Source organism: Calderihabitans maritimus (genome assembly GCF_002207765.1).
GTDB classification, from domain to species: domain Bacteria; phylum Bacillota; class KKC1; order Calderihabitantales; family Calderihabitantaceae; genus Calderihabitans; species Calderihabitans maritimus.
In genome coordinates, this window is the sequence record NZ_BDGJ01000145.1 from 3,563 (window position 1) to 10,321 (window position 6,759).

Genomic DNA, 6,759 nt, shown 5'->3' on the forward strand with positions numbered 1-6,759 from the left:
ACGGGTGTGGCTGTGGTGATGTCCAGAATGTTAGCCGCGGGTACTGCGAGCACCGCAAAGGCAGCATCCAAATTGCCATCCTTAAGCTTTCTGGCGGCGTCAGCAAAGGTATCTTGAAACTTTTGGATATCCTTGTCCGGGTCAATTCCATAGGCTTGAAGAATTTTTACGGCGGCAGAAGCTGTACCACTGCCGGGAGGCCCTATAGAAACCCTCTTCCCTTTCAAATCCTCAATACTTTTAATGCCCGTGGACTTAGGGGTAACAATCTGCATTACCTCAGGATATATAACCCCTATCGCCGCAAACTCTAGAGGCTGGCCCTCAAAATCACCCGTTCCGGTAATGGCCTGGATGGCCGGGCCGTTCATAGCCATTGCCAGTTCGGTTTCCCCGGAAGCAAGCAGGCGAATATTTTCGATCGAAGCCCCGGTGGACTGAACCGTAACATTCAAGCCTTCAATGTGGTCGTTCCAGGTATTGGCCATGGCTCCGCCCAGCGGGTAATAGGTTCCGCCGGTACCACCAGTAGCCATAAGCAGTCTAGTGACTTTACCTTCACCCGTTTGCTCTTGTTCACCGGTTTGCTGACCGGCTGGTGGTTCAGTCCCCTTTCCACAAGCTACCACAAACAGAGAAAAAACAAACAACATGACCAAAAGTAAACTAATTTTCCTCTTCACGCTATACCCCCTTCAATTATTTTCTTTGCCGCCTGGTCTGCCTGCTCGTGCAGCTTTTCAGGCTTATTAAAACTCGATACTATTTTTACTTCTATAAACTTTCTCTTTTTCCTTCCCGCCCGGTAAATTTACTGAATTTTTCCAAAACAGATGGAGGCATCGCCTGAAGCGCCTATAAAAGCCCCAGGCAGCCATCAGCCTGAGGCTTGTCTTTCATCGATAATGTACACCAGCTTTCCTGCCGGCAGGTACTCCCGCAGTTCCCGGGGTGTACTTTTAACCAGGTACAGGCGCCGGTATTCCTTCTGCACATCTTCTGCCTGGTGAAACTTGTTTCTTACCGTATCGATCCGCCAAAGCGATTTCAACACCATGCCGTTGGAGAAGTAAATGCGGGAGCGGAATTCTCCTTCTTCCACTGCTTCATAACTGACAACTTTGGAGAGTACTACATAACCGCAGGTACCGTGGTCTTTATGCCAGGCCGTCCGGGTTTTAATTGGCACCAAAACGAAATCCTCTCGCAAGGGCAGCGGAATGGCCTTGTCGGTTCCCGCCGTTTTGGCGTACCGTTTGCGCAAAAGGCGGGGGTCCTGCGAAAAAACACCGGCCAGAGCCCTCACTACCGTCTTGACCCTGCGGGGGTCAACCAGCCGCTCTCCCCGCTCAAACCAGACCTCCGTATAGTTGCCGCCGCTTTCCTGAGCCTCCCCACGGCTAAAGCCGGGGGGTTCTGAGGGGAACCACCGCAACCTCTCCCGGGCTCTCGCCGCCGCCAGGAGGCGGGACTACAGCATCCCGGGCCTCGGCCTTGGCTATCCCCTCTTCCGCAGCGACCCCTTCTGTCCCCTTCTGGGGCTGTCCGGCACTTGTCGGGCAAGTGCCGGACACTCAGGGGTTGGGAATGCGGCCCGACGCCGCTTGCAGGAGCGGCCCCGCACCCGGCCACTGCCTCGCGGCAGCGCCCGCGTCGAGCTCGAATTCACTGTCTTTGACCTTTTCGACAAAACGCGCCAAATAGGCGCTGTATAGGTCCCGCTGGCACCTCACCCCGCAGGAACAAACGTGCCAGCGTTCCGAAAGGGTTTTCCTCTTCCGCACCCCGCAGTGGCAGCGGGAAGAAAGCCCGAGCCTGGTGGAGAACTCCAGAACTTTCCCGCCAGCACTTTCAGCCTTGCGGGTGAGCTCCCGGATGAATTTCCCCGGCGCCCGGGTGTTCACCGACCTGCCGAACACCTTCTGCAAGGAACGGTAGGAAAGCTTTTCGAATTTAAACACGTTGCCCATCCGCAGGGTTTCGTTGACCATCCTGCCGTGGAGACTTTTGCGGTGGTCCGCAAGCCTACGCTGAACTTCGGCAAGGCGCGCCCGGGTCTTGAGGTACGTTTTGCTTTCCCTCCACTTCTTAGGTCCTTTCTTTACCGTGCCGTCCGGGTTGTAGTTTTCAGGGTTGTTGGCCCTGCGGGAGCGGTCTAGCTTGCGCTGGAGCCTCCGTATCTCCGCTTCCTTGTCGGCCAGCTCCTCGCAGAAGCGGTCCAGGTGGGCTTCCGTGCCGTTGACCCGGGCAATAGTGGAGGGGCCGATGTCGATGCCGACAACACCTTCCCCCAGGGCATTTTGAGGTTTCTGGTAAGGTACGCCCTCACAGACCAGTTGGGCGTAGAAGCGGTTGCGGCCGTTTATCTTGCGCCTCACCAGGCGGACGTACTTGATGCGGCAGGAAAGGGCGTGGCGGATTATCGGGTCTTTGAGGTCGATTATCGCGGGAAGAATAAGGCCCTTCCAGGCCACGCAATTGTTCCGCCATCTGATGCCCGCGGCGTTGCTCTTGCCCTCGACGGTGTCCATCTGGTTTTTGCCTTTGAAGCGCACCCTGCGGGCTTCCCCGAAGAGTACCCGTCCGGCTGCGCGGTACGCCCTGGTGCCCAGCTTCTGGGCCACGTGCACGTCCAAGTGCTCCTTTATCCAGCAGGAGCGCCGTATTTCTACGGCATAGTGCTGCATGGCCGCGTCCGTAAAACCGTATTTAGAACGAGCTTCCCGAAAGAGGGATTTTTTCTGCTTTCTGTCCGGCTCTTTTTGAGCCTGCTGCCAGAGCTTTGACTGCCGGACGAGCCGCACGCGCTTCATTGCCTCTCCCAGGCAGGCGTTGTAGAGCTGCCGGGCCGCCTCCAGACGGGCCAGCAGTTTCTTCTCCTGTGCGCGGGAAAACCGCAGGGGGATCTCACATACGAAGCTTGGCGTCTCAAACGTGTTTTTGCTTTTCGATGTACTCTCGCAGGGTTGCAAGGGGAGCACCCCCAACGGTGGCCACGAAGTAGCTGTTTGTCCAGAGGGTCGGTAACCGGGACCTTAGCCAGGGGAACTCCTGGCGCAGGATGCGGGAGGAGCGGCCCTTCATGAGCTTCACCAGCCGGTGGATGCCGAATTGCGGGTCTACCTCCACCAGCAGGTGGACATGGTCCGGCATGACCTCCAGCTTGATGATTTCGGCTTTCCTTTCCCGGGCTACTTCGTGGAGGATTTCTCTGAGCCGCACGTCCACCCCGTCTTTTAAGACAGGACGGCGGTATTTAGGACACCAAACCACATGGTACTTGCACGAATAGACGACTTTGTTGTTAGACTTAAACTTGCGTCTCATATGCTGATTATACCACAAGCGGCAATATAATTACAACAGTCGAAGTTTTTGGCCGCCTTATCCCCAGCCCTCAAGGGCCGGGCCTGCGGCGGCCTGGGAATCGTTCATAAATGGGAAAAAAACAGCAGATCTCCGGCCATAAATTTTCGAATTCAATTTTTTTCATCCGTTGTCCCTCCTTGATTTTTATTCCGCAAAAATTATATCGAACATCTGTTTGTAAGTCAAGAACTAATTACTATTTTTAGTTACTTTTACCATCCGAAACCACTATCGCCTCGAGGCCCCGGCTCCGCAACCATTCCGCATACCGGTACGCCCTGGCCTGCTCCCGAAAGGCCCCCACCTGAACGCGCCACCACCGGACCGGTTCCTGCAACCCTTCCCGCACCTTATCCAGAGGAAAGTTTCTTCCCGGGCACAGGGTTTTGGCTCCAGGCACCTCCCGGTGGCCCAGGATTCTATCCCCAGGAATGCGGTGTTCCTCCTGCAACCTTTTCAGGAGAGACAACAAGGAATTCAACTGCATGGGAGTGGGACGGGTCAACTCAAAATTTCCTATCAGGGCTACTCCTATGCTGCGATAATTCATCCCGGCGGCCCTGGTATGAGCGCCCGGAAGTTCCAGGGACCGGCCGGGAACTACGGTCCCATCCCGCTCTATGACATAATTGTAGCCGATGTCTTTCCATCCCTTGCGGAGGTGGTTCAGCCTTACCTGGCGGGCGTTTTTTTCTTCGGCACCGGTGTGGTGAAGAATGATATATTCGCGCAGGAAACTCATTTCTCCACCACCTGCCCCAGCCGGTATATGGCTGCCGTCAGCTCGTCCAGCTTTTTTTCCACCCGCACCAGCAGGTAAATGCTCAACACCATGGGAAAACCGAAATTACCTACCTGGGTCCACAGATTCTCCATGCCCTGCACCCCCTCCGGCAAAGTCCCATTCTTCCACCACCTCTTCCTTAACCTCTCGCGCAGCCATGATCTCCGCCATCACCCGGGCGCAGTCCTGGCAAAATTCCAGGTCACCCACCAGCAGGCCAGCCTTGGCCACCAGCAATTTATGCCTGATTAGACCCGTCCTGTCGCAGCAGTCACACTTTTTCCTCCGCGGTTCCTGGAAACTCATCATATCCAAAGTCGCTTTCACGATCCATCCCTCCCTGTATGGTTATTTTCTCGCCGGTTTTTCCCATTCCCCAGCCTTTTAATAAACCCGGGCCGGATACCGTAAGGAGCGGTTCCGGCCCAGTACCCTTTTAAGCTACCGGTAATTCGTTAACTTCTCGCGTTACAATACGGGCCCCGATAACGCCCACCAGGTCCCCGCTTCGGGTTTGGAACACGTTTTTGGTAATGATGGTATCCATGACCGTTTTCACCTGGTCGGCGGTAAGGGTGTCCAGCGGGTCCTGGACGGCAATGGTGGCCCGGCTGCCACCCGCCGTTTGAAAGATCATTTCCAGGCGCTTGGTAATCATGCCAGTTCACCTCCTCCCACTTTTCTGATGGAGCTTAACTTTTAGACAGTCGCGCTGGCCATCAACTCGTTTTCATTTACCCGGCTGATCCTGTTGAGGGTGTGTACCTGCAGCCCGGCTATGGCTTGGGCCACGTCGAAAACATCCTGGTCCGCGGCCGCAGGCTTTATCCCCCGGTAAGAACTGGTCCGCACCACCGGATTGCCGTTGGCGTCGGTGCCGGTGACCAGTTCCAGCCGTAAAGTTGACTCCAGCGGTACTACGGTGACAGCCATTGTCTCACCCCCTCTCTCTCGTGCTCTGCCTTAATTGTATTAACCCCCGCCGGAAAAACAAAAAGACGCTCCCCGCAGGAAGCGCCCCTATCGGGCGGCGAATAAAGGCCGGTGCGACTCCGGCATCGAAGCCGGATTTTTCAAACAAACCGGCACTCATCTCCTCCCACCTGCCGGGCTTTAAGGCAAAAATAAAAAAAGTCGCTTCACGGCGAAGCGACGTTCGTAACCCGGCATTAACCTTATATTTACTTCTCAACCTGGCTCACCTTGAGAACACTGTACACAAACCGGCTGGCCGGCGTAGGTACGCCTGCTCTGGCCCCCAGGCGAACAACCGTACCGCACAGGGCATCAATCTCCAGTCTCTTGCCCCTCTTCAGGTCCCGCATCAGAGAAGAAGTGGCATCGGCATTTAAACTCCGGGTAAAATCCAGTGTCTCTTCCACTGCGTTATCCGGCAGGTTCACTCCCAAGGCCCGGCCCACTATAAAAGCCTCCTGCAAAAGCTCCCGGTAGAGCTCCCATGCCTCGGGCGTTTCCCTTATCGCCCCGATGGACGACCGGGTAACAGCCGTAATACCGCTAAAAGCAGATATAAAGAGGAATTTGGTCCATATCGCTTTCCGGATATCATCAGTCAGAGTAGCCCTGATTCCCGCCTCCCTAAAGACAGTTAGGATGCGTTGTGCCCTCTCGGTAATTTCACCGGAAAGTTCCCCAAAAACAATGTCTTTTTTCGGACCCGCCTGGCGTACCAGGCCGGGGGCCGCCAAGTCCGCCTGTACGTAACAAAGACCGGCCATTACTTTTTCCCGCCCTACAATGCCGGCCAGTACCTCTTCATTCTCCACGCCGTTCTGCAGTGAAAGCACCACCGTTTCAGGCCCCAACATGGGTCCCGCTTGCCGTGCCGCTTCCACTGTATCGTAGGACTTGACGCAGAAAAGTACCAGGTCTACCGGTCCTATTTCACCCGGATTCCCCGTAGCCCGCACCGGAATAGTAAAGCTCTCCTGGTCGCTTTCTACCGTTAAACCTTTGTTCCGCAACGCCTCCAAGTGTGCTCCCCGGGCAACCAGCCAAACCTCCCGACCCGCCCGGCTGAGCATACCCCCAAAATAGCTTCCCACGGCACCCGCGCCCATTACCGCAATCTTCACCTTTGTTAACCCCCCGAGTTCCTCGCGTTCTTACCTTACAATAATATACTTAAGGCTATTTTTTGACAAGTATACCATCTGTTGCAAAGGTATGGTAAAATTAAGCCGTAAGAGCCAACCGTCGGAGGAGGAGTAAAAAGTGCAGCTTAAGAACCGGATGGAGGAAAGGGTATGGCAGGCCGTGGACCACGTGCTGGCCAAAATGCCTGAAATTTGCAACTGCGAGCGGTGCCGCTATGATATCGCCGCCAGAGCGCTGAATAATCTTCCGCCCCGTTATTACGTCAGCAACCACGGGGAAATATATACCCGTACGGAAGAGCTGAACATCCAGCCGAACGTCGACGTGCTGGCGGCGGTTACCGACGCAGCCCTCTGGGTGGCCAAAAACCCCCACCACGGGCGGGACTAGGAACACGGTCAATATCTTACCGCATACCATAGCAGTTTCAAATACTCTTTTACCACTACCCGCCACTCGTTTTTCCTCCGCCACCAGTGGCGGGGGTC

At 55.5% G+C, this 6,759-nt stretch carries 11 protein-coding genes; 1 reads left to right on the forward strand and 10 read right to left on the reverse strand.

Features of this window, described 5'->3' with window-relative positions; all coding sequences use genetic code 11:
• The 10 genes from KKC1_RS16360 to KKC1_RS11670 all read right to left on the reverse strand — a co-directional run.
• Positions 1–683, reverse strand: a 683-nt coding sequence (locus tag KKC1_RS16360) for a TAXI family TRAP transporter solute-binding subunit (protein ID WP_202820060.1), incomplete at its 3' end; no start/stop codon positions are given.
• 194 nt (positions 684–877) lie between these two features.
• Positions 878–1,435, reverse strand: coding sequence for a hypothetical protein (locus tag KKC1_RS11625; protein ID WP_088554617.1), 558 nt, complete (start codon positions 1,433–1,435; stop codon positions 878–880).
• 139 nt (positions 1,436–1,574) lie between these two features.
• Positions 1,575–2,972: a zinc ribbon domain-containing protein gene (locus tag KKC1_RS11630; RefSeq protein ID WP_088554618.1), complete on the reverse strand. Its 1,398-nt coding sequence runs from the start codon at positions 2,970–2,972 to the stop codon at positions 1,575–1,577.
• Positions 2,929–3,327 (reverse strand): IS200/IS605 family transposase, encoded by a 399-nt coding sequence (tnpA, locus tag KKC1_RS11635; RefSeq protein WP_088554641.1) that lies wholly within the window; start codon positions 3,325–3,327, stop codon positions 2,929–2,931. Before tnpA ends, KKC1_RS11630 begins: the two co-directional genes overlap by 44 nt.
• Before the next feature lie 244 nt (positions 3,328–3,571).
• Positions 3,572–4,111, reverse strand: a complete 540-nt coding sequence (locus KKC1_RS11640) for an N-acetylmuramoyl-L-alanine amidase (RefSeq protein WP_088554619.1) — start codon at positions 4,109–4,111, stop codon at positions 3,572–3,574.
• Positions 4,108–4,245 (reverse strand): YvrJ family protein, encoded by a 138-nt coding sequence (locus KKC1_RS11645; protein WP_088554620.1) that lies wholly within the window; start codon positions 4,243–4,245, stop codon positions 4,108–4,110. Before KKC1_RS11645 ends, KKC1_RS11640 begins: the two co-directional genes overlap by 4 nt.
• The gene (locus KKC1_RS11650; protein ID WP_088554621.1) at positions 4,217–4,480 is read right to left on the reverse strand and encodes a hypothetical protein; all 264 of its coding nucleotides are present in this window, start codon (positions 4,478–4,480) and stop codon (positions 4,217–4,219) included. The genes KKC1_RS11645 and KKC1_RS11650 overlap by 29 nt, the downstream gene beginning before the upstream one ends.
• Before the next feature lie 109 nt (positions 4,481–4,589).
• On the reverse strand, positions 4,590–4,811 hold the full coding sequence (locus KKC1_RS11655; RefSeq protein ID WP_088554622.1) for a DUF2922 domain-containing protein: 222 nt from the start codon (positions 4,809–4,811) through the stop codon (positions 4,590–4,592).
• Between the two features lie 41 nt (positions 4,812–4,852).
• Positions 4,853–5,086 (reverse strand): DUF1659 domain-containing protein, encoded by a 234-nt coding sequence (locus KKC1_RS11660; RefSeq protein ID WP_088554623.1) that lies wholly within the window; start codon positions 5,084–5,086, stop codon positions 4,853–4,855.
• Positions 5,087–5,334: 248 nt separating this feature from the next.
• Positions 5,335–6,249, reverse strand: coding sequence for a 2-dehydropantoate 2-reductase (locus KKC1_RS11670; protein WP_088554625.1), 915 nt, complete (start codon positions 6,247–6,249; stop codon positions 5,335–5,337).
• Between the two features lie 139 nt (positions 6,250–6,388).
• Here KKC1_RS11670 and KKC1_RS11675 point away from each other — a divergent pair, with 139 nt between their 5' ends.
• Positions 6,389–6,661 carry a late competence development ComFB family protein gene (locus tag KKC1_RS11675; protein ID WP_088554626.1) on the forward strand — a complete coding sequence of 91 codons (273 nt, stop codon included), beginning with the start codon at positions 6,389–6,391 and terminating at the stop codon, positions 6,659–6,661.
• Positions 6,662–6,759 lie beyond the last annotated feature (98 nt).

Bases quoted from the DNA above. Each gene is read 5' to 3' on its own strand.
- tnpA (WP_088554641.1), bottom strand. From the start codon at position 3,327: ATGAGACGCAAGTTTAAGTCTAACAACAAAGTCGTCTATTCGTGCAAG.
- KKC1_RS11640 (WP_088554619.1), bottom strand. From the start codon at position 4,111: ATGAGTTTCCTGCGCGAATATATCATTCTTCACCACACCGGTGCCGAA.
- KKC1_RS11645 (WP_088554620.1), bottom strand. From the start codon at position 4,245: ATGGAGAATCTGTGGACCCAGGTAGGTAATTTCGGTTTTCCCATGGTG.
- KKC1_RS11655 (WP_088554622.1), bottom strand. From the start codon at position 4,811: ATGATTACCAAGCGCCTGGAAATGATCTTTCAAACGGCGGGTGGCAGC.
- KKC1_RS11660 (WP_088554623.1), bottom strand. From the start codon at position 5,086: ATGGCTGTCACCGTAGTACCGCTGGAGTCAACTTTACGGCTGGAACTG.